Below are 22,574 nucleotides of genomic sequence, written 5' to 3'. Positions count from 1 at the left end.
CGCAGGTGACTACAGTGTTGCCAAGACTATTGTCACCTCCGCGAGCATGAGCATGCACATGGTCGTACTGAGCCCACAGTGCTTGGAATGCAGCGTGCTGATCTCGGTTTGCATTTCCCCAAGAGAGCGATGAGGGATAGTGTCGTCTGAGTAGAGTCCGCACCTCGGGACGAATGACCGGCGCTTGGCAAAACCGACAATGGAAGCCGTCTCGCTGATGCAGAATCCTTTTTTCAGCGGCTGTGGGCATCCTCACCGGGATTCGATGTTCTTTGGCCTGCACGGGTGGCGCGCCTGGCACATCTTGCTTGCGAACATAGGGGCTCGCCTTGCCCCACAACGACTCTGTCCATTCGCGGACTTCAGGCATGTCAGCCGCTTTGATCAGCTCTTCGGCAAGGGCTCGATTCCCAGATATGTGTGCTGAGCAAGCGGCATCCAGATATCGTGCAGCATCAAAGACTGCTGGTACCGGAGGACGTAAACAAAGGCGTCGTGATTGAATGGCTTCTGACATGGCAACCAATCCGTTGGAGGTTTTGGCCTTACCCTATCAGGCGGAGCGCGCTAACCGCCAGGCCCTAGACTGAAGGATTGAGGACGGCCTGAACAATACCAGCGCTATTGACTGGCTTTACGAAATGCCTGGTCAAAACGACGGCACTACCTTCAGCGATCATTTTCAAAAACGACTACGTCATTACCCTCTTCTGCTTCATCAAAATAAAAGCCCTCCCAACCTGTTTTCGCACGAACGACCGAGCGTCTTGGTAGACTTGCTTCCCATAACGTTTCGTACAGATCCGACCTGTTTAGCCCCCCCCTCGTCCGCCCGTTTTTCCAAGCAAACAATGGCCACGGCAAAAGGGATAAAGGTCATCGTCAGGGTGGCAAAACTTACCACCCACCCCAAGAAAACGTCCGAAAACACCCGAAAACCGGTACAAAACGCGCAGAGTAAAATGGTACAGAATGTAGCTGAAACGCCCGCCACACCTAGCCTGGAGCCGTCTCGCCGCTTCAGTGTTGCCCCCATGATGGATCGAATCGACTAAAATAATTTGTTTAATAATTTCAGTCGCTTAGAGATAACCGAAACGTTGCTTTAGCAAAATCTCAGCAATGAGGCAAGAATGAAGCTGATTTGAGCAATTTCAAGCACTGTGGTCTTCCAGTCAGGACTGGACAGATCGAACCCTCCCCCGGCGTTCTGCCGACCGAATACCCCTCACCCCTGCACCACCCATCGACCCACCCTTGAGCAATCCGCCCGACCTCGAATACTGTGCGCACATACAGTACTTGCGAGCAGCAATATGGAAATCGAAGACGAAGAGTTCGGATGCCTTGGCATACCCACCGAAGCCCAGATATGGAAGCAGCAGGCTGCCCTGGTCCAAGCAGAGTATGAGCAGGTGGCCGCTGACCTGCGCCAGGCACGCGCGAACATCCTGAAGCTGGTGGACATTCACGCCATCACCGCGCGCGAGCGCGATCAAGCGCTGCACCTGCTGGCTTCCTACAAGCGCGACCTTTCCACTGCTCACGTCGAGCTGTCAGCGATCGGCAACAAGATGCGCGGTATGCAGATGGCCGCCCGGCAAGCAGCTGAGATTCCCTATCCCTTCCCCGAAACGTCTGCAGCGCCAGATTCAGCACTTGCCGAGCCCACTAGCGCAGAGCACCAGCGCTCACTATGCTTGGACCAGGACAACGGAGGCGCATATGGACACGCTGGAATGGCTGAATCTGACACCCAAGCTCAGTGACGTAGACACCTGGACCAAGTTCTGGTCTGTGCACGATGATCCCTTTCCACACATCCGCTGCAGAAGCTGTGATGGGTGGCAATCGCTACAGGATTCGGCAAAGCCATTCGTACACGGCCCGACCTGCAAGCTGATCAGGGTTCAGAGCGTGTTCCCTTGGCGGGACCTGCTGTGGATCGTCGGCAACGCAAAGGATGCTCAGTGATCCAGCTACCGGGCAGACTGGGCGCCGCTGATCAGGTCGTAGGCCCGCTCGCAGGCCTGCCCCGCTATTCGGGCTCGGTCATAAGCCTTTGCCAGTTCTCCCGCTCTCGCATCAGCCCGCTCGAGCAGTTGGGAGAGCACCAGGGCGGCGCGGGTGGCTGACGCGCCTCGATCGGCAGATCCGGTATCACGGGAGCAGGCGCCAGCGCTGGCGGCAAGCTTTCCGGCCTGGACGTGCAGCCGGTCGCCAGCAGCGTCAAGGCCGCGGCCATCATCATCGGCAGCAGCGTTCTTTTCTCTCGCATCGGTTCCTACCTGATTAGCCTCGCGTTGGAGGCGTTGTTCTTCTTCGCGCACAGCCTGCACCGCCCGCGCAAGTTCAGCCTGCTGGGTGGCCACGGCCTGCGACCACTCGGCGTCCCGCGCTGCATTGGTCACCGTCACGCCGTGGCTGTAGGCGGCGTAAAGCGCAGCGCCGCAAAGGCCTACCAGCAACAGCGCGATAACTCCGTACCCCATTAGTCTTTGCGCAAGCGGCATGCGACACCTCTGAGCATGGTGATTTCATCACTTCCCATTTTGGAAATAATCTCGGTATGGCTGGACGGTGGCATCCTTCGTTAGGTTGAGCTTCATCAGTCTCAACCTGCCGACACCACCCAGGCCCTGGAATCGGATCCAGACCCTCTTCGTATCAGCACCAGTGGTGAACTGCAGTGACCAACGAGTTTCGGCCGCAGCCGCCGTGAATCGCATGGAGCTCAGGGTGGTGCCTGGGAAAGCATGGCCGGCGCCGTCATCCTCGCCGGTATTGATCTGCACTTGAGGGTAGTTCCCGGTGAAGCTCGCGGTTCTGGTTCCGCTGATGACGTACGTGGTTGACGGCTGCACCGGGAGGCCCGACGCAGCATCGTTCGAGGTGGTGAAGTTGTCGAAGTTGCCTGATACGCCGTTGTACTCGACAAACGGATCGCCACCATTGAACCCTGCCTCGGTCTTTCGCGCGTAGCCGCCGTCAGCCGACCATCCCGCAAGGTCGGTTGCGAACTTGTAGTTCGGGATCAACTGCAGCCCTCGGCTGTCTCCACCGCCGGCCATGACACCTTGAATGGACGCTTTGATGCCTGGCGCAGCGGCGACCCCATTGCCCGCCGTGACTGTCATAGCTCATCAACCTCGTAGACAGAATTGCCGGTCGGAGTGACACGGTACTTACCGCGCCCCAGCCATAACGCCTGGCAGCCAGTCTCTGCAAATGTGTAGGCAGGGACCCAAGTATCCCCGGCGGATTTCTCGACCACGACTGTGCCCGAGGTGATTGCAGCAGTTATCACAACCGGCGAGTTGGAAAGTCGCCAAGCGAACGTGTTTTGAGCAGTGTATGCAGCCATGGGGGTTACCTTTGGAAAGCAGCGCAGCGGAGCGCGTGGTTGTTGCCCGATTGCAGTTGGACGGCAGGGAGTTAGGCCAGGGCGCGCCGCACGCCTTCGGCAACCACCGATGGCGCGTACGGGTTGCCGCCGTTTTCGTGCTTGATGATCGCGTTCGTGATCACCAGCAGCACATCGCGAGAGCGGATGTCGATGGGCTGGTTGGCCTGAACGCCGAGGGCGCGGGCCACGGATTTGATATAGGACTCCGTGTCGTTCTCGACGCCGGGGGCCCAGCGGCTCACGGTTTCGCGCACGGTGTCGATTCCCTTGCCGCCCACGCCAGGCATGCCGTCCTTGCCTCGGTAGTTGATGAGTAGCTTCGCCAGCGCGCGGATGCCGTTCTCGGGAGAGTCGAAACGGGCGAACCTAGGCTTGGCCACGCCCTGCTCATAGCCCAGCTGGCCCTGCCAGTCGTTGCGCGGGTTGAAATCGATGTTGCCGGGGTTGTTGTTGCGGATGCCGCGGTTTCCACTGGTCATGCTTTTCTCCAGGCGAAAAAAAACCCGCACTGGGCGGGCTGAGAGGTTTTTAGGAGTCAATATTTAATATGGACTTTCATGACAGCCAGGATTTTGGGCTAGTTAGAGTTACGCCTAGGTACCTGTAGTCTTTACCGACCCCCTCAGCGTAAGGGCAAATCAAATAGTCCGAATAGAATTCAACCTCTATAATCCTCCCCTCACGAGTAATCACAACCTGTCCGGCCGAATCAAAAGACAAATTCATATCTTTAGAGCCAGAAAAGGCTTTAGCAGATATGTGAATCCTTCCCTCTAAGACCTGAGAGAATTTGATCCTTAATAGTTTACATGAGTCTGGAACCTTCGCCCAATCGATAATCAGTCTGGATCTTTTGGAGACAGCCCAAATACCATATCTCTCGTAGCCAGACCAACCCTCACAAAAGAAAACCCAGCTGCATTCGGCGTAAAGCTGTTTAGGCACCAGGTCATCCGACATAAGTCGAATTCCGCGCCTAACGAAGTAATCAGAGCTAAATCGAATGGCGCCCTTAATGTCGTCTGTAGCAAGAAGAGCCCTGTATAAGTGCCGAGCTTCTTTTTCTTGAACAAAGGGCATGAAGTCAAATGCGTGCCTCGACAGATACTCATATCGACCTTTTTCGGCCAGAAAGTGAACGATAAGAGGTGAGGTCTCCTCGCTTAGTAAATTATGCTTTCCACTCAAAACCTTTATAGCAGTATCCAGCTTGCTCTCGGCCAAGCTTCTTGCTAGGAACGCAGGCCTTTCCCTCCATAGTTTTTTACGTGCTCTACTCAGTTCCTTTATGCCAACTGTATCCCCTATTGCGGACATGCGCACGAGTTCTGAAAAAGCCTCTCTATTAGCAAATGGTCTGATAGAAGAATGATCCGTGCCAAACACCTTCACCGGAATCAAAAAACTTACTGCATCAGTAATTTTATTTAGGTTAAACCTATCAAGCTTGGAGCTGGGATCATAGAAAATGTAAACATTTGCCTTAGTGGAAACATCTTCGAATGATATCTTCGCGTGCTGCCTCTTGTCGGTAAAGTACCTTTTGAATCTATTATCTATATTATCAAGATCGTCAGGATCTATTGAGAATTGGGGGCAAAAACTGAGGACAGCGTCAGCTTTGAGGCAAGCCGAATACTTCAGTGATGCGTATCCACCTTGGGAGTGACCATAGGTCACTCTGCAGGAATAGGAATCTATAATTCCACCAACAGCCGCCAACGATCTTTTGACGCTATCCAATGGAAACCAGTTAGGTTTTTTTGATACGTAACCGAGAGACGAAAGCCCTAGAGAAAGAAATACCTTACTACCCCAACATTCCTTGATGCTTCTATAGCCTCGCTCGTTAAAAGAGATAATCAAAGTGCTGCCCAGATGGCGATGGAGCACTATCAAATGATCATCCTCGTAAACTATTCGCTCTTCAGTCACAACAGCCTCCCTAACCGCAAGTTTTTCCTTCGTGACAATCAGTAAAATGACAAGTTTGAATCGGAAGGAAATGACCATACAAAACCTGTAAAACAAGCCTTCCGGTTCAAGAAAGCCAAGATCCTGCTTCATCAAACACGGCAGAGAATAACAGGTTTTTCAGTGGAGAGGCTATGCTCGACCTATGGCTAATTCAGGGTGCTATTTCCAGATCTGGAAATGCCTAGGCCTGGTAAAGACTAGAGCTCTTATAGCCAGTAAATGCAGTAGAAACAGTTACGCCCGAAGGAAGGGCGCACGTTACTCCTGTGGCAATAAGCAACCCATTTAGCGCGGTGGCAGCAGCTATGTTTGCGTTCGACCTGATGATACAGTCGCGCAGGCTCAGCTCTGCTGTGCCCGCACCCAGCTCGCCCTGGCCGCCAGCGGCAAGCGAGATGGTATTTGCTATCTCAGAGCTGTAGATATTTATCTTTTGTCCCGATGAGGTGCCGGAAAATGATCTTATCGCGGTGATCGTTGAGTTATATATATCGACAGCCGAGTTTTTAGGTGCCGCGAAGTACTGGCTGTAGTTTTTGACACGATTTATGATGACGTCATACCCTCCACCTGCTGCAGCATAACCAGAAACAGGATTAGCCCTATTAAGGGTTGGGTAAGTAGGGCTAGGCGTCGTTTCGAACTCCTCAAGAGAAATTTTGCAACGACCAGACTCTGGAGCATTAAAAGATTGAAACGCAGGATCGATTGAGATGATCATGCGCTTTCTTGATGATTTTATACGGCGTATGGATATGCGATTTGGCGCCTGAACTGCAACGCTAGAATTTATCAACGCGGCATTAAATGGACGACAAAGCAATATATCTCCATCACCAACGAAATTAACTGTGATATCAGATATCTCAATATCGTTGGCCCACCGGACAGATCCAGCATCACCACCAAGCTTCTCTGCGTCAAAGATAGGGGCCATTTCAAAAATACCAGTATTGGGATTTGCAGAAATCCTTCCTAGGTTATAGTGGATATTCTTAAGCCGAATACTTCCATTGAAATTGTTATCGTAGTCAGTACGCGCCCTTAGGGTAGGCGAGTTTGAGTTTATTGTAACACCATCCATTAATATCTGACCGCCACCCCAACCATATTGATATGGATAGCCATTCAAACTACCCCCCTTGATAAATACGTTATGCGCACCTTCATGAGTATCAAATCTGTTTAGATGGCAGTCATTGATATAAAGCCCGTTAACATAGTTGGTTATCATTATCCCCCATGTATTTCGCCCACCACCAAAAGCTTTTTCAAACCAAACGTTGGCGCAGGCGTTAACATTTATACCGTAAGTAGAAACGCCGATTGCAGACTGAGCGGAAATACAGCTATTTGTCACCACTACATTCATACTGGTAAGGATACGAAGCAAATAGTTTACACTTTCAGGTGTCGCATTCTTTCCAGTGGGCTCACAGACTGGGCATTCCACAACCACCATTGACCTATTTATCACTAAAAGCTCTTGGTTGTTGAAGGTTTGCTCATCTGCGCTCAGCCCCCTAATTTTTATCCAGTTTTTAGGTGCTGGATAAAAGGTTGCGGTAACGCTATTTGACACAAGATCAGTATCTAGGCCTCCAGGAACCAAAACTCCACCACGCTCCAGTGCAAAAACCTGTGTGTAATACCTAAACTTAGTCGGAGCTGTAGTTCGGCTTCCAACCCTTTTGTTGGAGTCCACTTTCAATAGTCCGCACCCAACCGTATCCGGAACGGTAAACTGACTTGCCCCCTCAGTCAGCTCACTCTGTATCAGAGGCACAGTGAACGACGCCAAACTCGGATCATTCACATAAAAAAGCCGGTTTAACCGATCATCTGGCAAAGGAGATACCATACCTCCTATTAACTTAATGAATGAGCCTGAGAAATCCGTATCAGAATTTATGAGGATTGAAGCATTAGCTTGGATATTTATAGTTCCCACGCCTGCATATACAACCTTAGATCCAGGTATTGCGTTCGCGGCGGCGTGCATCCGGCGGATATTCTCAGTGTAATCAGTAGTGCTGTCTCCAGTCACGCCGAACATTGCTGGGGTAAAAACTACCTCACCCAATATTGCTGCCTTGCGAAGGCTATCTGGTAACCAGCCCAGATTGAGGCGCCCCCCCTCATCGGCTTGCGGAATTTTCCCAGGAGCGGGCGTAGCTGTGATCAGCGCCTCCAGGTTCGATATCGCTTCGAGGCTGTCGTTGCTTGCCCACCCGTTTATCTGAAACAGATATTCCGCCTGATCGACCGTGTTGAAATACCGATCGCCTACCTGCAAGGGAAGGCCATCGTCTCGACTGGTCGGGGGTTCTGCTGCGGGCTGAAGAAAACCGGCCGTGCGGCTGGTGGCGATATCTGCTGCCTCTTCAGCTGCCTGGGCTGCCTCGTTCGAGGCTGTCAGAGCGTCCTGGATGGCCTGCGAAGACATAGCAGTCTTGCCGGTATTTACCGCAGAGCCGGCCTGGTTCTTCCAGACGGTATAGATCATGTCGGCAGCCGGGGACTGCACCAGATAGACCCCACCATCAGCAGTAGCGGCCAGGCCAGCTGCAGCAGTCTGAAAAATAGTCGTGGCAACGCTGATCTTCTCAGCCGCTTCGTCCTGGATTGCAGCTATGACCTGCTTGAGATTCTTGATCTCTCCGGACTCGGTCGCGATGGGCTGCGCACCTTCGGCAGCATTCGAAAACAGATACAGGATGTTGCTACCGACTTCCGCTCTTACGGTGGCGATTTCGAGCCGCTGAGTCTGGTCAGCCATGTCATTTCCTTAGGGCGAATTAAATGAGCGCGACCGGAGTGGTCAGCGTGGGATTTCAGATTTGGTCAAAGCCAGCCACTGGAGAAGAAGTCGCCGCTGTTGCTGATCAGCATGTCGGCCACGGCGTCGAAAATAGTGTCGACTTGGTCGTCAAACGCATGGCTATCGTCCGCAGTGAAGGCCGCTGCCTCTGTCAGGAAAGGCACAACCCAATCTGTGGCCGCAACGGACTGGCCGCGATGGTCACGGACGTGCTCGATCTTCCTGCCCTGCTCGTCATACAGCGCGGGCACGAAGACCCGGCCAGACTTGAACCACGGCACCGCATCCATGCACCGGGTGACCTTGTTGGCCGCCGGCCCGCGTGGCTGGGGTTCGATCGGGATAGCACCTTTCTTGCTGATGGTTTGGATCAGGCCGGTACCGGACGACTTATCCTCGACGCGCATGTATCGCAGTGCTGCGGGACGAAACTGGTCCCAAGGCTGCCAGCGCTGCCAAACGCGTAACGCTTCAGCCTCGAGGTCGCCTGCATCCCACTTCCCACGTACGATTTCGATGATGTACAGGTTGCCGTCGATGCCCAGGCCGCAATGGCTGAAAACCGAGTAATCATGCTGCTCCCCGGTTTTCTGGGCGGTGTCGGCATACACACCGCGCCAGACCAGAAAAGGAAGCTGGTCGTAGGTCTTGAACCAGTCTGCGTCGATCATGCCCCCAGTGAGCGCCACCGGCTCCTGCTGGTACTGGCTCACCATGGTGTAGGAGTCGCGGTCCCACAAAGCCATCAGATCGGTGACTGATTCCTTGGCCGGCCAGTAGGACCAGTATTCGATGCCGCCGCGCACCACCGAAGGGCCGTTGAACACGTCGCGCTCGGCGTGCTCCCGGATCTCTGGAGGCAGGCTTTCGATGTAGTCGCGCGTCACCAAGGCCGGGACCTTGATGTGCGTGAAGTCCAGGCCCATGCCGCCTTTGAGTAGGAAGCCAGACACGTCGTCGGTGTGAAGTCGCTGCTGTGTGCAGATCACGGGGGTGTCAGGCGATGCACGGCGGCTACGCAGGGTGTTTGTGACGATACGCTGAGCCTTGGCCCGCATGGTGGCAGAGAACGCGCTGTCGGCCTTCTCCGGGTCGTCCAGGTTGATGAAGCCGGTGAACCCTCCGGAGATATAGCCGCCACGAACGCCAGTGATCTGCCCGCCAGTTGAGCGGCTGAACATCTGATGCTTGTTGCGGCCGTCCTCGTCGCAGATGATCCAGTTGGCTACGTCGGACTTGCCCAGCAAGCAGGGCCAGAGGTCCTGATATTCGCTGCTCTCGACGATCGACTTGATGCGGTTGGAGTTCTCCTCCACCAAAGCCTTCGAGTACGAGACGCTCAAGTTCCGCGTCCGATCGTACTTCGTCATGACGTAGGCCGGGAGGTGGATCGACCAGTACTCGGTCTTGGTCCCGCCTGGAGGCATGTTGAAGACTACGTTTTTGAGCTTGCCCTGCAGCACCTGTAGGGCGGTGTGATCCATGTAGCGGTGGTGCCAGTTGCAGAGAAACTTCATGCCTTGGTTGAGTTGAAACCAAACGCGCATGAACGACAGAGGTGAGTGCTCGCTGATAAGTCTTGCTGCCTGCCGTTCTGCGCCGCTCATTGCCTCCCAGTCGAGCAGCTCATTCATAAGCAGCCCAGGACCGCGTCTAGAGCCTCCTGATCCACTTTGATCGTGGACTGGGTCTCGATTGGCGCGCCGTTCTTGCCGGTCAGCTCGACGATCTGTTTGTCGAGGCCAAGGAGCTTGGCTTTGCCCATGGTAGCCGTCACGGCAGCCGCGGCCTTCTTAGTCTCCAGAGCGAGCCTTCGCGCCTGCTCAAGCTCGAGCAAAAGCGTGTCGACGGTGATTTCATGGCGATCCATGACCTGGTTCCTTAGCTCTTCAATCCTGGCCTGCACCTGCGGCTTCTGGAGGGTGTTGTAGCCTTCGCGCTGGGCAGTCTTCTCGGCCATGTTTGCGGTGTTGTAGGCCCGGCGGTACGCCTCGGAGGCGTTGCCGGTCTCGACATAGGCGAGGCAGAAGAGCTCCATCTTGTCGGTGAAGCGTCTCTTAACCTTGCGTTCCATATGCCACCTAAGGGTTGATCAGTTTCCACTTGTAGCCGACCCACTTGGGTATCTTGCCGGCCGTGAATGTTGGGGGTTTGGTTTCGGTGGTGCCAGCCGGTAGCAGCCAGTTGCCGGGGACTTGAGGATCAGCATCGGCCACGGCCTCGCCCTGGTACCAACCCTCAGCGTCGTACTGGTATACGGTCTTCTGAGTCATAAATATCGAATCCATCGCACTTGGGCGAGGTTGACTGAGCGAGCTTCAGTCCCACCGTTTGAGGCAATACTCACGGTGTGCGCGTGTGAACCGGCGCGGCTGGTTTCCATCACCTGGTACCCATCATCGAGCGCGTCACCTAGCACTGCGTTGTCTTTGCTGCCGTTCGGAACCTTCTCTCGAGTGAAGGTTGTTGTGTGACTGTGCTCACCAGATGTGGCGGTAGAAGCGCTGTGGGCATGACTGAGGTTCTGACTTGCCTGCGGCACATTGCCCAGAGCCCGGCCGGCATCGATACCTCGGCCATCATCAAGAAATCGCGGAAACATCCCGCGCCAATCCGGCAGCCTGAACTGGGTGCTCAGCTCCTGGCCGGTGTTGTAGGTGGTACTGATGACGGCAAAAAGCTTGGGGTATGCGTTACGCAGAAGAACAGCGCCGGTGCATTTCAACCAGCCTGAGTCCGGCGAGCCGTTGTGCGACACGTCCTTGTACTCACCAACGCTGAAGCTCGAGTAAAGGCTCAGGCCGATCAGGCGCCAGTAGGATGTGCTGCTCTGCGGGATGTTCCCCACGTTGTTGTCGGCAAGCGACTCGTAGTAATTGCCGTCGCTCGCGAAGCACGGCGCACCAATCGAGTAGACGGCCTGTGCATGCCAAGCCATCGCCCCGCGGCGCTCTAGGTCCTGCAGCGCCGTATCGACCCGGTTATGCCACCAATTCTCTTGCCCAGCTCGTGGCGCGTCCTTGTCCTGCCCGCCCTCCCAGCCGATACCCAGACGAACATCGCCAGGGGTTTGGTAGACGTTCTCGTTGTCTTGCGCTTCCACACCCTGGGCCCAGCGCACGTTGAAAGGCTGTCTGGCCATTAGGCTACATCTCCTGGAAGCGTGAAGTTGGCAAACGAATAAATGCGATCCGAGGCTTGCTCGATGGCAGCAATGTTCGTGGGGAGGATGAATATCTGTCTGATCCGAGTGCCCTGCGGCCGCGGGATCAGGTCGAAATTGTCCAGCAGGTACTGAGTAGTGTTGTCGAGTTCGGACGCGATCCCGATGTCGAAGGACTTGTCGCCGTTGCTGGATAGCGCGGTGACCTTAACGCCGATCACGATCTCCAGCAGCTCGATGATGCTGTCGCTCGTACCGTCGCTGACGTTGCGGGCAATCTTGGCCTTGATCAGCTTGCGGTAGAGGTCGTTGTTGAGCGGTGCGTCTACGTCTGCACCGGTGCCGATGTACGGCGCGACGTTGTAGTTGGTGTAGTTGTCGTTGCCTGCGTATCCGAAGACATCGTAGGCGGCCCCCCTGAGGATGGGTCGAGGGATACCGACGATCCGCCCGATCACGTCCAGCATCTCGCCGGTGACGGTATCAACGTCGTAGCTTCTGGTGATCTGGTCGAGCGGCGCCTCAAGCCTACGGTTGGCGATGTCAGGTAGCAGCGTCAGCCACTTGGTCATGCGCGGCTTGCCGCGGTACTGATTGATGATGCGTAGCTTGGCGCGCGCCACGTGATCCATTTTCATGAGGTCACCGTTACCAGAATGTTTTCGGCGTCGAAGGTCGCCATCTGGGCGATTCCAGGCTGAATCGGGGTAAGGCCCTGGCTTCCAGCCGAGAGACCGATGGTGAGGGTCTGGATATAGCTGTCACCGTACTGGCCGAGAATTTTGTTCACGGGGGTGTACAAGCGGCCCACTGGAACCAGTTCGCCGATGTCATAACCGCCCTGATTGAATCCGGTGACCGTCTCACCCGAGAACAGCGTGCGTGTCGAGTCTTCAATGATCGCCTTGCGCAGTCTGTCTTCGATATCGCTCGGCAGGTTTCCGACCTTTTTGACGTTCAGTGCTACGTGCACTGGAAGCCCAATGGCCCGCTGGAAGGTCATCGTCTCCACGTTTCCAGTGCGAGCTGATGTCACCTCAACCTTGACGCCGGTGGCGCCTGGAGCGTCGACCCAGCTATCAGTCTTGGTGCTATAGCGCGGATACATGGGCGTGCCGGGGTTGTACTTCTCGTACATGGCCTGGCCAATGTCAGCATCCGTGCCGCCGTTCACGATGACCGCAATAGCGGTGTATGGAATGCCGTCCGGATCAGCGGGTGAATCGCTGTTGTTCTCCAAGATCTTCACGTCGGTGACGCCGGGCACGTTGGCGATGTTCGCCAGCATATTGTCCTTCATGTTGCTGCCGGCCAGAGATACAGACCGGTTTCGCCTGATCCGAAATTCGGAATCGGACTCGGCAGCGGTGCCGGGCGTGGCCTCCATATTCGTGACCGACGACCAGCCGGCCTGAGGCGTGCCGATGATCGTCAGGTCGCCAGTAGCAGCGAGCACCCTGCCAGCTACAGCACAGGTCACGAAACCGGTGCCGGTCTGGCCCACGCCGATCACGATCGCCGATGTTGTCAGCCACTGCGTGTTGTCGATGCGACTGCGCACCTGTGAGCCGGCCTGGATGACCGCCCCTGCCTGTCCGGTGACAGAGATGCTTGCCACGGAGAACGTGGCGGCTCGGATCAGTACACCGGATATCTTGCCGATGTTACGGAGGGCCTCGCCCTGGGCGCTGTCTGGGTCCTTGCTTCGGTATGCGTCAACGACATTCTCGTCGAGGTTGGCCAGCAGTTCGGCCTCGATACCGATGCGCTGGCCGTCTGGCGAGTCAGGATCGATGTTCCAGTCCGGGTCGATGGCAAGTGTGCCGTCCTTGATGTCGCCTAGATAGTCGTTGAGGGATTGCCCAGCGATACCCTGGTCGGTGATTTGAGCCATTAGACGATCGCCTGTACATAGTTGATATCGGCGCTCTCGCCGGATTGACTGACGATCGTGGCGCTTACCGTAAGCTCGCGCGTCTCGATGTCTGTGGAGACCGCGAAGGCGGTCATGCCGGCGCACCCGGGCGTCAGAAGGATGCGGCGCCGTATCACGGACTCGCGCGAAGCCATGGCCGAACCTTTTCCCAATACGCTGCCGAACCAGTCAGTACCGTCCGAGGTGTCAAGGAACCACTCGGCCAAGAAGAACTTGAGACGAGTGACCACGTTCTGCGCGACTTCAGCCGCGCCATAGCCGGTCAGCAGTTTGACCTGACCCATAGCCAGGTCGCCGTCTTCGTCGAGCCTTCGAACGGTCATGGATTCACCACCCCTGTTACGCCATTGCCTGCCTGCACACCGACGTGGCCATGCTCGAACCCGATGCTGATGCCGTGGTTCGTGATAGTGGTTTCGGTGGTTACGGCCTGCTCGAAGTTGACCGGCTTTTCGAAGTTGGATGTGCACTTCACGTTGAGCGAAATCCCGTCCACTTCGAGTGTCTTGTCGTCATGAATCCAGAAGTACGCGCTGCCGTCGTTACTGCGCAGACGGATACCGTCGTTTGCAAAGTCGGTGATGGCGCCCGGCAGCGATCGAATGCCTGGGATGAAGTAGGCGTCGTTCATCGAGAAGCGGCGAGGCTCGGACTTGACCGCCACGCCACCCTGGTCGACCCATGAGTCGATGCACTCCTGCGAGAAGAACAAAGCGCCTTCGGTGCCGTTGCCCACTCGACATTCCAGCGTTCCGCCGGCGGCGCCCCAGAACTGGACCGGTACGCATATGATCGGTCGGCGCGCGTGCTGATTACCCAGCCGGTCTTCGAGCATCAGCCCGATTTGGACTTCGGCCATCTGGGTCTTAGGGTTGAAGCTCAATACGTGCCCTGGAACGCTGGTCCTCATGTTGTCTTTCAGGTATTCGCCGAACGAGTCGCGCAGCATCTGGCTGAACCTGGACTGCAAGCGAGACGCGAGCGGGTCATTCATTGGTTCGCTCATCGAGTAGCCCTTGCGGATATACCGGCTTGCGCCGCAGCGCCCAGGCGCAGGCAGCTGAGTTGGCTTTCCCATTGGTCACTATGCGAATCACCAGCGAACACCAGGGAGTTGATCTTGTAGTACCCCTCGCCGATGGTGCGTGGGATGTCGTAGTAGAACGCGCCCGAGAACTCGAACCTTGGCGCCATCGACTCAAGCTTGATGGTGTCACCGAGCCGCAGCTTGGGGTTGAGGGAGCAGCGGATGCCCACCTCGGTATCGCTCACCACGGGCGAGCCGATCATTCCGGTGTCGGAGCTGATCACGTAGACCTGATCTCGCATGGCGAAGCCCCGCTTGATGATCTTCATCGCGCCATTTTCGACCATCCAATCGAAGGCGTATGTTTCGGCCAGCTCGTTCATGCACGACGTCGGGCTGCCTTGCAGTACAGTGCCGCGCGATCGCTTCTTCAGATTTGCGAAGTCACCGTAGAACTGGATCTCGGCGCCGAACGGGCGTGCGCACTCTTCGATGATCTGGACCGGATCGGTTTCAGGGGCCAAGGTGACGTTGATCAGGTTTTGATCACGCTCCTTAGCGGTCGACCTGCAGAAGAATCGGACACCCCGGGTGGAGCCGCCTTCCTCCAGCACGCGCTGGGCATTAGTGATCTGGCCGCTGAATATGGTGCCGAATTGACTCTCGTAGCCAGCCTCCAAGGAAATGAACTCATACTTCTTCGCAACGCCATCACCCAGCATTTGCCGGGCCGAGTAGCGATTGACGTTGTAGATCGTGATCTCAGCGATGCTGAATGCGCCGCCGGCGAAGTGCGTGACTTGGAAGGTAACGCGTAGGCCGTCTCGATCGCCCCCAGTGGTATCGAAGGGGTTCATCTCGTAGGTCAGCGTGCCGGTATCCCGGCCTACCTTCAGGCGATATCGGCGTAGGAATATTTCGTCACTCATCGGCCCATACCAGCATGTTGTTGATCCCCAAATTAGCCGGTGTGGCCATATCGCCTACCAGCATCAGCGACCCGTAGTTCGCGCCCGGTGGTGGATACAGGCTGGCGAGCAGATCTGCCCCAGGCAGTAGGTAGCGGCCGGCTGTAAGAGGCGCGCCTTGGGCGGTGAAGATGTTTACACGGAAGACCTCGGCACGCGCCATCCACTGAAGCTCGATCGTCAACGTGAAGCTGCCAAGCCGGGCCGTAAATTTCTGAGCGGGCAGAGCCTGCAGCTCAACCTTGAATCGGCTCATGGAATAACCTCGACGGACGCAGCGCCGTTATCAATCATGGGCGCGCCCTGACTGGACACAGTATCGTTCTGCAATAGTTGATCTGCGGAAGTGACCCCGCGCCCTACCTTCGAGGTACGCGTTCTCAGCTGCTGCAACTCCGCAACAAAGACAAGCCCATCCTCGTTCTCTGGCCGGGTCCGTTCATCCAAGCGAATGAGCATCATGTCGCGCATGATCTCTTTGCCGGTGTCCAGATCGAACTTGGCGCGAGCTTCCAGGATGGCTGTAAGCGATGCCCAGGCAGTGGCCGCCCTGGTGTCCTCGGAGCCGGACAAAAGGTAGGCGGACACCGCAGAGATAGCAGCACCCGCCACGCCGCCGACGGCGGTAGCAACCGCGCCGGCGCCCATCATCCCGATATCGCTCAGACCCAGCCCCAGCGGTGTGTTGGAAACAGCACCTGTCAGCAGGTACCGGTTCGGCAACAGGATGGCGTGGTCATTGGCATTTGCACCGAACTCGACCGGGTACTGGGTCAGCGCCACGGCCTTGCTGGCTATGCCCTCGAGCTTTGCGTCGAACTCCAGAGGCCCGATCTTGGGCAGGGTCTTGGTGAAGATGCTCATCAAGCTCATTGCTCGGGACTCCTGAAGTCTTGCGCTGTCTGCTCGGCCAGTTGGCCCATCTGCTCGTTCAGTAGCTGTCGAACCTTCTCGGTGTCAGCGCCGTGGATGTGATACTGCCGGTGATCGCTGTACGAGGGCGACGCGGCGGCAGATGGTTGCACCGCGGCCGGCGGGGCAACCTGCTGAGCGGGAGCCTGGACAACAGCGTTCACCGTGTACTCCTGCGGCGTTTCGCGCGCCGGGGTCGCAGTAGGAGCCTGCTCGTCCCGCGCTGGCCGCTCCCTATTCGTTGTGCGGTGCGACTCTAGCCACGCCTCGACACCTTCAAGCAGTCCAGTTTCTGGAGCTTCTGGTCTTTCTGGGCTCTCTGGCCTTTCTGAGTTTTCTGAGTTTTCTGGCTTGTCGGTGCCGCGAATGAGTCGCGAAACTTGCTCGGCGGTGAGTTCCGGGGCGCTTGATACAGCTTCGCTTGCACGCGAACCCGAGTAGGTCTCGGCGATCTCGCCACGCCGAGCAGCCTCACCATCTCGATCCTTTGGCCGCTCGTACTGGGTGGATACAACGCTTGCAGCCTCGTAAGGCGTTGCGGCCATGCGGAGCTTGTTGCCGGCGGTTCGCTCGTTGCCCTTGGTGAGTTCGTGGTTTACAAAATCGAGCTGTTCGGCGCCGGTCGACTGACGAATATCCTTGCCGGAGAATTTCGCGAAGCTGTCCTGGCGATCCTTGTGCCACTGAGCAAGGCCGTATGCGGCGCCGTTGTCGCCCACGGCGTCTGCTTTGAAAGCGCTCTCCCGCTGAAGATTGGCAGTGATACCCATCGCTTGCTCTTCGGTCCAGCCCTTGGCCTTGAAGAAGTCGATCGTCGCCCCGGCAGCCAACGTGCCGCCTTTCTTCAGCTTGTTGTTCAGTAGCTCAGTGTCCTCGTTCTCGTTGAGCTTGCTCGAGTACAGCGTTGCGGCGACACCGCCGGCACCGACGGCCAGCATTGAGGCGCCAGCCGTTGCACCAGCAGCAGCGCTACCGGCACCGGCAGCACCAGCGGTGGCAGCAGTACGGGCTGCGGCGGCGGCTCCTCCCAGACCGACCAGGCTCCTCAACGTAGCGAGCCCCTTCAAGGCAGCAGAGCCACCCATCAGCGTCATGGCGACCGCCACCAGCTGAATGTTGTCGGCCAGGCCGCCGAAGAACTCCTTGAGGCCTGAATCGACGAGGTCCTTGTTGTTGCGATAGAACGACACAAAGTCTTCAGCCATCTCTGCAAAGGCAGGGGCAAGCTCACCGGTGATGGTGTTACCAATGTCGGTGAACGCGATGTCCAGTTCGCTTGAAGCCTTCGTGAGTCGAGCGGAATCTTCGATCTGTTGTTCCGTCATCAGCCCAAGCTTGCCGCGTACGTCGAGTTGCTTCTCGACCTCGGCACGACCTCGTATCAGCAGGCGGACCGTTGAATCATCCAAGCCAAGAGCATTGCCAGCGAGACGCTGGTTCAACGCCGACATGTGCTCAAACTCGCCCGCGATATTGGCCAAGGCCTCGGCAGTATCCTGCGCGCCGATGATGGCATCTGGGTTGAGGCCGAGCTTTGCAACGTCGCCGAACCATCCGGTGTCACCAGTGATGGGCGATGCCATCAGGTCCTGGATCTTCTTCATGTCCGCAAAAGCGTCGGCAGCGCTGCCGCCCTGGGCGGCAATGGCCTGGCCCAGCATCTGCACGTTCTGAGCGCCGAGACCGGTGAGCTTGTTGAAGTTGTTCAGCTCGGTACCGGCCTGCTTGAAGTCGTCGACCACTTTATCGATGGCGAGCTTTCCTGCAAGTACAGCACCGAGTTGAAGCGCCGAACGGGTCAGGCCGCCGAATGCGTTATCGGCGGTCTGAAAGGACTTCTCGTCGACTTTCATGCCGAGCGATATGAGGAACTGTTCCAGGACCTTCACAGAGTCACCTTGTAGTCATGATTGAAGGCCCCAAGTGCGACTGTGCCTGGGCTAAAATGTGGTTTTCCGCAAATGTCAGGGCGCCCCCATGAGAACCAACTACCCAGCGGCATCAGCTCTATTCGCGATTGCTCTATTCGCGCCCATGGCCAACGCCGACAGCAAGCTGCAGCGAGTGCAGCCCTTGATAGGTCTTGCCGAGGAGCTGAACGAAAAGTGCAGAGGCGGCTCGGGGGATCAGGCGTTGACGCATGAGTACTGCAGCGAACGCGACAGTGTCATTGACGAGCTGAAGCAGGCGGGCTGGTGCCCACAAAAGATCAACCCTCGCGACGGAGCATCGTCATGGGGGAAATGCCCGGCGCCAGCTGGCTCAGCTGTCTCGACTGAGATCTGACAGGTGTCGTGCGTAGAGCATTTCGTCCATGGCCAAGTTGGCGCGCTTCACCCACCCAAGTGAGTAGGTGCCGTCCTGCAGGTCCTTGTACTGACATAGCGGTGGACACAGGCCGGGGATGCCTATGCAAGGTCGCCAGAGCTCCCAGTCGACTGCGGGGTTGATTCGCTCTCCTGGCCCGGAACCACCGCCTCGGCTGAATCGGTAGATTTCTGGAAGAGGGTCAGGAGTCCGGTAAAATCCTCGAAGGTGGTGCCCAAGGCGAGCACTACCACGGTGAAGTAGGTCTTCAGCCGACCCGAGAAATCATTCAGCGTCACCGGCGTGGTGCTGCCTTCTACGAAGAGCTTGCCCAGCAGCGAGTCGCAAATGAAGTTGAAGTCGTCTTCGGGAATCCGCGCCAGCATGGTGCCGACGATGCCGCCAGCGACCGCGATCGACGAACTGGCGCCGACCTCGGCCAGCGCTAGACCGCGAATCATGGGCTCGACGCCATACTTGCCCAGCCGGAATAGAATCGCGCGCTGCTTCTCGGCGCTCGGCATGGCGAAGCGGTAGGTAACACCCTCGAACTCGATAGTGCGAACCATCAACTCGGCCTGGTTCATACGATCACGCCCTTGTTGAATTCCATGATGAAGGTAGCGTCGTTCATGCCTGGGCCGCCGCGAGCCATCGACTTGCCGCGGGTCACAACGCCCTCGGAGAAGACGGCACCTTCAAGCCCTGCAATGGATGCATACGAGCCCGACACCTCCGATTTGGCCGTTACCTGAGCCTGCAGCGCCAGAGCTTGCGGGCTGCCGGGCATCAGGTTCACAGTCAGGCGCAGGCCGGGATTCTTGCGGTGGAAGCGAACCGCGTTGCCGCCCAGACCGCGACTGAGGTTCGCCTGATCGTCGATCGGCTCAACGATGAAAGGCGGGTCAGTTCGGCCCCAATCATCGATCACACCGACACCGGTTATCACGACGATCGTGTTTTCTACAGACAGGTCATTCAGTGCCATGGTCTAGCGCTCCTTAATCAACGTTGACGGTGACGTCGACCGCATGAATAGCGCCAGCTCGAAAGATGCGCATGGTGATGGGGGCCGCGCCGCGCGCAGAGCGCTCAGCGTCGGAAATGTCGAGGATGTCGTTGGCGACGGTGAGCACTTCGTAGCCACGGCTAAGAACTTCCTCGCCGGTGGTTTCGCTGGTGTAGTTGCGAGCACCCAAATAGCCGTTGTCGATGAACTTCTCGCCGATTTGTGCGGCCGCGTCGATCAAGATCTGCTGGCCCTCGGGCGTCTGCTTGATCTTGGTCGGCACCTTCGCCAGAGCGTTGTACAGGCCAACGGTGAGGAAGTTGACGAAGGCATCCAGGTTGAACACGTCATCGATGAACTCGCCGTAAGTGGACGTCGTCTTCGAGTTGATGACGCGCCCGCTATCCTGCTCGCCGCCGGTCTCGACAACGGTGTAGAACACGGCGCCTTTCTGCTTCATCGCGCTGTAGGCGGTCAGGGTCAGGTTCTCGGCGGTTATGCCAGGCAGCTTCTTGAACTCACCGGTGATGGTGGTATTCGCAGCATTGAAGTTGACGCGGCTGAACACTGCAGCCAGTTCGAAGCCCGCGTAAGGCGCGGTGGCGTGGCTCAGAAGGAACATGCGGCGCGAGCCCTTGGCCCTGGCCTGGCTGACGACGTCAGTGGTCAAGGATGGGTCGCGCACGGCGGCGTCATTGGTGGTGAGCGGCCAGAATTTGCCAGCGGCATCGGAGGCGGCCTGCAGGGCGAGCACGTCCGCAATATTGGCGCGGATGGCGGTTTCGAATTCGTGCCAGTAGAACCAGATGCCCTTGTTGATCGCGTCATTCAGCGACTCGACAGGGGTGTCTTCCTCGATGCGTAGATAGACGCGCAGGGTCTTGGGCTTAGGTAGCGCCGAGAACCAGGCCAACGCGGCTCGGTATGGATCAGATGCGATGTCGAAGTCCACGGCAACAGCCGAGGCCGAGCCGTAGTCGCGATAGGTGCCAGCGGTGAAGGTGGCGTCGCTGGACGAGTCGAAATCAGCGAAGAACATGCCCGCGCCGAAGTTGGCAGTGCCGAGTCCGGCCGAACTGATCAGCGCGTTGATGTTGATGATGCTTTCAGCCGGATAAGCCATTTACTTCCCCTTGCGCGATCGCGCCAGATTGTTCGGTTTGCACTTCGAAGCCGACGCGATAGATCCGCTGCACGCGGTCTTCTGCGATGGATTCGCCGTAGAGGTAGAGGGTGAGCTGGGCTCGTTCTTCCATGCCGCCCTGGTAAAGGCCGGTGAGATTGTTGATGCCGGAGACACGGGACCATCCGAGCTTTGCCGAGCGGAGCAGAGACTTGACCGGCTCTCGCTTGTTGGCCTCGCATAGCGCCGCTGCGTTCGCCACGGCGCCGCCCCGGTAAAAGTTGACGCTGAAGCCCAGGGTGAACTGGGTCGCCACCCTGACGATGATGTCCTCGTACTGGGGATCGTCGAGGGCCGGCACATCACGCTGTGTGGCGTGGGCCTGGCCGAACTGCTCAGGGTTCTGCAGGCGGACGGCGCAGTAGGAGCCAGCCGGCGCTGGGCCGCCTGGATCACCGATGATGACGTGGTCGGCTGGCAGTCCGGTGGCCGCGACGACGATGCGGCAGACCGTCTTGCACAGCGCCTTGGTATCAAGCATTGGTCTGCCCCTGCAGCTTGGCGATCTCGCTCGGGTCGAGCTTGGCGATTACCGCGCGACAGAAGTTGTGCCAAGGGCGGTAATCGGTGGCGATGGACTTCCACCAGGTGGCCGGCTTGTCCGGCGTCTCCGCGAAGACGAGGATGTCGGCCAGCTTTCCGGTGGTGGATACCTCGATGCCCTTGCCGTCGTTGCGGTGGATGACGCGCACGTCGTTGATTCGCTCGGCGCCGATCTGGAAGAACTCGATTTCCTTGTCGCTCACCGGCTGGACGTTGGCATCGAATCTGTCGAAGTAGACCAGGGTCAGCCTCTGCTCGAAGTCCACAACGCGACTGTCGTAGCGATTGAGCTGAACGCCCCTATGGGTGATGAATGGGCCGCTGACGTGGCCGCGCATGTTCAGGCCCATCACAGACCCTCTTCGATAGCTTCTTTGCCGTCGTCGACGACATAGCGGATGGACTGGCGCAGCGCACCGGTGTCGATCAACGGGTTGTCCGAGCCTTTCTTGGAGATAGTGGACGCAGCGTTGGGCGGAATTCGCAGGTCAGTGATCTCCTGCTTCACATGCCCTTCAGCCAGGTTGCCCATCTGCTCAAGTAGTACGCGCATGTCCATCTCACCTGCCATCACCTTTGGAAGCATGATCTCGGCGAGGCGCCGGTACTGGGGCGAGCCTTTGTCGATGGCCGGAACGAGGAAAGGTCGCGGGGGAACGGTTCCGTCCGCAGAGCCGAAGTTGTTCACCGCGGCGATAGTGGCGATGGTCAATCCGTCCTCGTAGCTGCCGGCGCCTTTGGGAACGCCGACCAAGACTAGGGCGTCCTGCGCCATACGCTGTTCAAGCCCCTTGAGGGCGAACTTGACCTTCTGCGTGTTGATGAGGTTCGTGAATAGCCGAATCATACGCAGATCGCCCCCATGGCAGCCCGCGAGCGCAGGTGCAGGTACTCGACGCCGTACGGAGTCAGTGCCAGAGCCGCTTCCCACATCGTGAGCGCTGCGTTTGCGGCCGGGATGACGTAGGACACGGATTCATCTCGCACGCTCTTGCTGGCCTGGGCGTATGGCGTCGACGCGCTACCGTCTGCCGAAGTGGCAGCGGTCTGCATCTTGAGCCAGGTCAGGTAATGCGCTGCGAGGGCGAACCAGCCGCGCTGCAGGAACGAATAGGGCTTGTAGTCGCCCCATCCGGCACAGCCACAGCCGCCGAACTCGCCACGCGAGATGTACAGCGCCCGGGTGATCTGGGCATCAGACCAAACGGCGCTTTCAGAAAATTCAGGGTAGAACACTCGGAAGTCGGCAATGATCTCGGCCGTTACTTCGATGGTCAGCTCGGCCATGTGAAAACTCCAGAAAGTGAAAGCCCCGCACTGGG

The 22,574-nt window shown here is 57.4% G+C and carries 25 protein-coding genes; 1 reads left to right on the top strand and 24 read right to left on the bottom strand.

The window, feature by feature from the left end; translation table 11 throughout:
* The first annotated feature begins 1,316 nt into the window (after positions 1 to 1,316).
* A complete protein-coding gene (locus ASF66_RS01150) occupies positions 1,317 to 1,769 on the top strand; it encodes a hypothetical protein (protein ID WP_056842380.1) in 453 nt (150 codons plus the stop codon).
* Positions 1,770 to 1,979: 210 nt separating this feature from the next.
* Here ASF66_RS01150 and ASF66_RS21825 read toward each other — a convergent pair whose 3' ends face one another.
* The 24 genes from ASF66_RS21825 to ASF66_RS01025 all read right to left on the bottom strand — a co-directional run bounded on the left by ASF66_RS21825 (position 1,980) and on the right by ASF66_RS01025 (position 22,539).
* On the bottom strand, positions 1,980 to 2,513 hold the full coding sequence (locus ASF66_RS21825) for a DUF2514 domain-containing protein (protein ID WP_082484351.1): 534 nt from the start codon (positions 2,511 to 2,513) through the stop codon (positions 1,980 to 1,982).
* 27 nt (positions 2,514 to 2,540) lie between these two features.
* Positions 2,541 to 3,137, bottom strand: coding sequence for a hypothetical protein (locus tag ASF66_RS01140; protein WP_056842378.1), 597 nt, complete (start codon positions 3,135 to 3,137; stop codon positions 2,541 to 2,543).
* 298 nt (positions 3,138 to 3,435) lie between these two features.
* Complete coding sequence (locus tag ASF66_RS01135; protein WP_056842377.1) at positions 3,436 to 3,885, bottom strand: structural protein P5; 450 nt, start codon at positions 3,883 to 3,885, stop codon at positions 3,436 to 3,438.
* 76 nt (positions 3,886 to 3,961) lie between these two features.
* A complete protein-coding gene (locus ASF66_RS01130) occupies positions 3,962 to 5,473 on the bottom strand; it encodes a hypothetical protein (protein WP_056842376.1) in 1,512 nt (503 codons plus the stop codon).
* A gap of 91 nt (positions 5,474 to 5,564) precedes the next feature.
* Positions 5,565 to 8,162: a hypothetical protein gene (locus ASF66_RS01125; protein ID WP_056842375.1), complete on the bottom strand. Its 2,598-nt coding sequence runs from the start codon at positions 8,160 to 8,162 to the stop codon at positions 5,565 to 5,567.
* A 65-nt stretch (positions 8,163 to 8,227) separates the two neighbouring features.
* Positions 8,228 to 9,838: a phage terminase large subunit gene (terL, locus tag ASF66_RS01120; RefSeq protein WP_056842374.1), complete on the bottom strand. Its 1,611-nt coding sequence runs from the start codon at positions 9,836 to 9,838 to the stop codon at positions 8,228 to 8,230.
* On the bottom strand, positions 9,835 to 10,278 hold the full coding sequence (locus ASF66_RS01115) for a terminase small subunit (protein ID WP_056842373.1): 444 nt from the start codon (positions 10,276 to 10,278) through the stop codon (positions 9,835 to 9,837). Before ASF66_RS01115 ends, terL begins: the two co-directional genes overlap by 4 nt.
* A gap of 7 nt (positions 10,279 to 10,285) precedes the next feature.
* Positions 10,286 to 10,477 carry a hypothetical protein gene (locus tag ASF66_RS01110; protein WP_056842372.1) on the bottom strand — a complete coding sequence of 64 codons (192 nt, stop codon included), beginning with the start codon at positions 10,475 to 10,477 and terminating at the stop codon, positions 10,286 to 10,288.
* Positions 10,474 to 11,346: a tail fiber protein gene (locus tag ASF66_RS01105; RefSeq protein WP_056842371.1), complete on the bottom strand. Its 873-nt coding sequence runs from the start codon at positions 11,344 to 11,346 to the stop codon at positions 10,474 to 10,476. Before ASF66_RS01105 ends, ASF66_RS01110 begins: the two co-directional genes overlap by 4 nt.
* A complete protein-coding gene (locus tag ASF66_RS01100; protein WP_082484348.1) occupies positions 11,346 to 12,005 on the bottom strand; it encodes a DUF2612 domain-containing protein in 660 nt (219 codons plus the stop codon). Before ASF66_RS01100 ends, ASF66_RS01105 begins: the two co-directional genes overlap by 1 nt.
* The gene (locus tag ASF66_RS01095; protein WP_056842369.1) at positions 12,002 to 13,261 is read right to left on the bottom strand and encodes a baseplate J/gp47 family protein; all 1,260 of its coding nucleotides are present in this window, start codon (positions 13,259 to 13,261) and stop codon (positions 12,002 to 12,004) included. The genes ASF66_RS01100 and ASF66_RS01095 overlap by 4 nt, the downstream gene beginning before the upstream one ends.
* Positions 13,261 to 13,626: a hypothetical protein gene (locus ASF66_RS01090; RefSeq protein WP_056842368.1), complete on the bottom strand. Its 366-nt coding sequence runs from the start codon at positions 13,624 to 13,626 to the stop codon at positions 13,261 to 13,263. Before ASF66_RS01090 ends, ASF66_RS01095 begins: the two co-directional genes overlap by 1 nt.
* The gene (locus ASF66_RS01085) at positions 13,623 to 14,297 is read right to left on the bottom strand and encodes a Gp138 family membrane-puncturing spike protein (RefSeq protein ID WP_056842367.1); all 675 of its coding nucleotides are present in this window, start codon (positions 14,295 to 14,297) and stop codon (positions 13,623 to 13,625) included. The genes ASF66_RS01090 and ASF66_RS01085 overlap by 4 nt, the downstream gene beginning before the upstream one ends.
* 8 nt (positions 14,298 to 14,305) lie before the next feature.
* A complete protein-coding gene (locus ASF66_RS01080; RefSeq protein WP_056842366.1) occupies positions 14,306 to 15,259 on the bottom strand; it encodes a baseplate hub protein in 954 nt (317 codons plus the stop codon).
* Complete coding sequence (locus tag ASF66_RS01075) at positions 15,252 to 15,554, bottom strand: phage baseplate plug family protein (RefSeq protein ID WP_056842365.1); 303 nt, start codon at positions 15,552 to 15,554, stop codon at positions 15,252 to 15,254. The genes ASF66_RS01080 and ASF66_RS01075 overlap by 8 nt, the downstream gene beginning before the upstream one ends.
* Positions 15,551 to 16,171, bottom strand: a complete 621-nt coding sequence (locus ASF66_RS01070) for a phage baseplate protein (protein ID WP_056842364.1) — start codon at positions 16,169 to 16,171, stop codon at positions 15,551 to 15,553. The genes ASF66_RS01075 and ASF66_RS01070 overlap by 4 nt, the downstream gene beginning before the upstream one ends.
* A complete protein-coding gene (locus tag ASF66_RS01065) occupies positions 16,168 to 18,099 on the bottom strand; it encodes a phage tail tip lysozyme (protein ID WP_056842363.1) in 1,932 nt (643 codons plus the stop codon). Before ASF66_RS01065 ends, ASF66_RS01070 begins: the two co-directional genes overlap by 4 nt.
* Positions 18,100 to 18,618: 519 nt before the next feature.
* On the bottom strand, positions 18,619 to 19,104 hold the full coding sequence (locus tag ASF66_RS01055) for a phage tail assembly chaperone (protein WP_056842361.1): 486 nt from the start codon (positions 19,102 to 19,104) through the stop codon (positions 18,619 to 18,621).
* Entirely contained in the window at positions 19,101 to 19,505 is a 405-nt protein-coding gene (locus ASF66_RS01050) for a hypothetical protein (protein ID WP_056842360.1), read from the bottom strand. The genes ASF66_RS01055 and ASF66_RS01050 overlap by 4 nt, the downstream gene beginning before the upstream one ends.
* A gap of 13 nt (positions 19,506 to 19,518) precedes the next feature.
* A complete protein-coding gene (locus ASF66_RS01045) occupies positions 19,519 to 20,649 on the bottom strand; it encodes a DUF3383 family protein (protein ID WP_056842359.1) in 1,131 nt (376 codons plus the stop codon).
* Positions 20,633 to 21,190, bottom strand: coding sequence for a phage neck terminator protein (locus ASF66_RS01040; protein ID WP_056842358.1), 558 nt, complete (start codon positions 21,188 to 21,190; stop codon positions 20,633 to 20,635). Before ASF66_RS01040 ends, ASF66_RS01045 begins: the two co-directional genes overlap by 17 nt.
* Positions 21,183 to 21,602 carry a hypothetical protein gene (locus ASF66_RS01035; protein ID WP_056842357.1) on the bottom strand — a complete coding sequence of 140 codons (420 nt, stop codon included), beginning with the start codon at positions 21,600 to 21,602 and terminating at the stop codon, positions 21,183 to 21,185. Before ASF66_RS01035 ends, ASF66_RS01040 begins: the two co-directional genes overlap by 8 nt.
* Positions 21,602 to 22,099, bottom strand: coding sequence for a hypothetical protein (locus ASF66_RS01030; protein WP_056842356.1), 498 nt, complete (start codon positions 22,097 to 22,099; stop codon positions 21,602 to 21,604). Before ASF66_RS01030 ends, ASF66_RS01035 begins: the two co-directional genes overlap by 1 nt.
* Positions 22,096 to 22,539 carry a DUF4054 domain-containing protein gene (locus ASF66_RS01025; protein ID WP_056842355.1) on the bottom strand — a complete coding sequence of 148 codons (444 nt, stop codon included), beginning with the start codon at positions 22,537 to 22,539 and terminating at the stop codon, positions 22,096 to 22,098. The genes ASF66_RS01030 and ASF66_RS01025 overlap by 4 nt, the downstream gene beginning before the upstream one ends.
* Positions 22,540 to 22,574 lie beyond the last annotated feature (35 nt).

This window comes from Pseudomonas sp. Leaf129 (assembly GCF_001423465.1).
Classification (GTDB): Bacteria; Pseudomonadota; Gammaproteobacteria; order Pseudomonadales; family Pseudomonadaceae; genus Aquipseudomonas; species Aquipseudomonas coleopterorum.
This window is presented reverse-complemented; position numbering and strand designations above follow the sequence as displayed.

Coding starts and splice junctions, on each gene's coding strand:
- ASF66_RS01030 (WP_056842356.1), bottom strand. CDS start 22,099: ATGATTCGGCTATTCACGAACCTCATCAACACGCAGAAGGTCAAGTTC.
- ASF66_RS01150 (WP_056842380.1), top strand. CDS start 1,317: ATGGAAATCGAAGACGAAGAGTTCGGATGCCTTGGCATACCCACCGAA.
- ASF66_RS01055 (WP_056842361.1), bottom strand. CDS start 19,104: ATGAACCAGGCCGAGTTGATGGTTCGCACTATCGAGTTCGAGGGTGTT.
- ASF66_RS01100 (WP_082484348.1), bottom strand. CDS start 12,005: ATGAAAATGGATCACGTGGCGCGCGCCAAGCTACGCATCATCAATCAG.
- ASF66_RS01125 (WP_056842375.1), bottom strand. CDS start 8,162: ATGGCTGACCAGACTCAGCGGCTCGAAATCGCCACCGTAAGAGCGGAA.
- ASF66_RS01085 (WP_056842367.1), bottom strand. CDS start 14,297: ATGAATGACCCGCTCGCGTCTCGCTTGCAGTCCAGGTTCAGCCAGATG.
- ASF66_RS21825 (WP_082484351.1), bottom strand. CDS start 2,513: ATGCCGCTTGCGCAAAGACTAATGGGGTACGGAGTTATCGCGCTGTTG.
- ASF66_RS01130 (WP_056842376.1), bottom strand. CDS start 5,473: ATGAAGCAGGATCTTGGCTTTCTTGAACCGGAAGGCTTGTTTTACAGG.
- ASF66_RS01050 (WP_056842360.1), bottom strand. CDS start 19,505: ATGGCACTGAATGACCTGTCTGTAGAAAACACGATCGTCGTGATAACC.
- ASF66_RS01105 (WP_056842371.1), bottom strand. CDS start 11,346: ATGGCCAGACAGCCTTTCAACGTGCGCTGGGCCCAGGGTGTGGAAGCG.
- ASF66_RS01045 (WP_056842359.1), bottom strand. CDS start 20,649: ATGGCTTATCCGGCTGAAAGCATCATCAACATCAACGCGCTGATCAGT.
- ASF66_RS01025 (WP_056842355.1), bottom strand. CDS start 22,539: ATGGCCGAGCTGACCATCGAAGTAACGGCCGAGATCATTGCCGACTTC.
- ASF66_RS01080 (WP_056842366.1), bottom strand. CDS start 15,259: ATGAGTGACGAAATATTCCTACGCCGATATCGCCTGAAGGTAGGCCGG.
- ASF66_RS01040 (WP_056842358.1), bottom strand. CDS start 21,190: ATGCTTGATACCAAGGCGCTGTGCAAGACGGTCTGCCGCATCGTCGTC.
- ASF66_RS01035 (WP_056842357.1), bottom strand. CDS start 21,602: ATGGGCCTGAACATGCGCGGCCACGTCAGCGGCCCATTCATCACCCAT.
- ASF66_RS01140 (WP_056842378.1), bottom strand. CDS start 3,137: ATGACAGTCACGGCGGGCAATGGGGTCGCCGCTGCGCCAGGCATCAAA.
- terL (WP_056842374.1), bottom strand. CDS start 9,838: ATGAATGAGCTGCTCGACTGGGAGGCAATGAGCGGCGCAGAACGGCAG.
- ASF66_RS01115 (WP_056842373.1), bottom strand. CDS start 10,278: ATGGAACGCAAGGTTAAGAGACGCTTCACCGACAAGATGGAGCTCTTC.
- ASF66_RS01070 (WP_056842364.1), bottom strand. CDS start 16,171: ATGAGCTTGATGAGCATCTTCACCAAGACCCTGCCCAAGATCGGGCCT.
- ASF66_RS01135 (WP_056842377.1), bottom strand. CDS start 3,885: ATGACCAGTGGAAACCGCGGCATCCGCAACAACAACCCCGGCAACATC.
- ASF66_RS01090 (WP_056842368.1), bottom strand. CDS start 13,626: ATGACCGTTCGAAGGCTCGACGAAGACGGCGACCTGGCTATGGGTCAG.
- ASF66_RS01075 (WP_056842365.1), bottom strand. CDS start 15,554: ATGAGCCGATTCAAGGTTGAGCTGCAGGCTCTGCCCGCTCAGAAATTT.
- ASF66_RS01095 (WP_056842369.1), bottom strand. CDS start 13,261: ATGGCTCAAATCACCGACCAGGGTATCGCTGGGCAATCCCTCAACGAC.
- ASF66_RS01110 (WP_056842372.1), bottom strand. CDS start 10,477: ATGACTCAGAAGACCGTATACCAGTACGACGCTGAGGGTTGGTACCAG.